This window comes from Mesorhizobium sp. M0598 (assembly GCF_040320865.1).
GTDB lineage: Bacteria > Pseudomonadota > Alphaproteobacteria > Rhizobiales > Rhizobiaceae > Mesorhizobium.
Window position 1 is genome coordinate 1 of sequence record NZ_JAMYQL010000108.1, and the last position, 999, is coordinate 999.

The following is a 999-nucleotide window of genomic DNA, read 5'->3' on the forward strand; positions in this document are numbered from 1 at the left end:
GAATAGGGCTTGGGCATGGCAAATCACCTCCTACAGGAAGTGAATCATGAACCACGCCTCACTGGAATCCCTCGCGATTCAAACTGAACGTCCGACGCTCTAGTTGCTGCAGGCGCGCTGCGATGTTGACGCCGTCGCCGTAGCGATCCTCGCCTTCGACAATTACTTCGCCGAGATTGATGCCTATTCTCACCTCAATGCGATCGTTCGCGACGGAATCCGCGTTGCGCTCGACCAAGCTACTCTGCAGCGCCACCGCGCACTCGACCGCATCCACCACGCTGGAGAACTCGGCGAGCAGTCCGTCGCCCATGAGCTTGAATATGCGTCCGTGTCGTTCCGCTATTTTGGGCTCAAACAGTTCCGTGCGTATCGCTCTGAGACGCTCAAAGGTCCCTGCCTCGTCACTCTCCATGAGCGCCGAGTAGCCAACCACGTCAGCCGCCAGGATGGCTGCGAGCCTTCTCTCCAAGAATTCTCCTCAAGCAGACCAATCGGCCAAGGATAGCATACGACGGGTCGTGAATCTGGGAATAGTTCACCTGCGGGACGTGGCGTGGCACGGCGGCGATCTGCTCCTTCCGAAGGCCGACGCGGATGACCGACTGCCACCCAACCAAGCCGTTTGACGCGAGCTGGCAACTGCTGAGTAGGCGAAGTCCGCATCGCCTCGATCGCGCCAATTGCCGACCTTTCCGGCGCTTCTCCGAAGCTGGCGTTCGCGGTGTGGCCGGAATGCCACCGAACCTGCCGACATCATAGCCACGCCTCGAGTAGAGGCTTCGTCTGGAGCACCTCGGCACGGTTCCGTTCGCGCGATAGAAGCAGCGGTTGGCGATTGAGCAGCATGGAATCGCCGAATTCATGCGCGCGGTATCGATACGCGGTGAAGGCTGCGGAGGCCTTGGCGAGCAGAGCATCGTCGGCAAAGGCGCGCAGGAGCTCGAAATGGCTTTCGCCGGGCTGGTGGACGCCTGTGAGAATCGCATCGACCACGCG

The 999-nt window shown here is 60.6% G+C and carries 1 protein-coding gene and 1 pseudogene; both read right to left on the bottom strand.

Annotated features, from left to right (window positions below):
* Positions 1–100: 100 nt before the first annotated feature.
* Positions 101–472 (bottom strand): annotated as a pseudogene (locus NKI59_RS34940) (adenylate/guanylate cyclase domain-containing protein); the annotation flags it as partial.
* Positions 473–756: 284 nt separating this feature from the next.
* On the bottom strand, positions 757–999 hold a 243-nt coding region (locus NKI59_RS34945; RefSeq protein ID WP_352709068.1), incomplete at its 5' end, for an S-adenosylmethionine:tRNA ribosyltransferase-isomerase.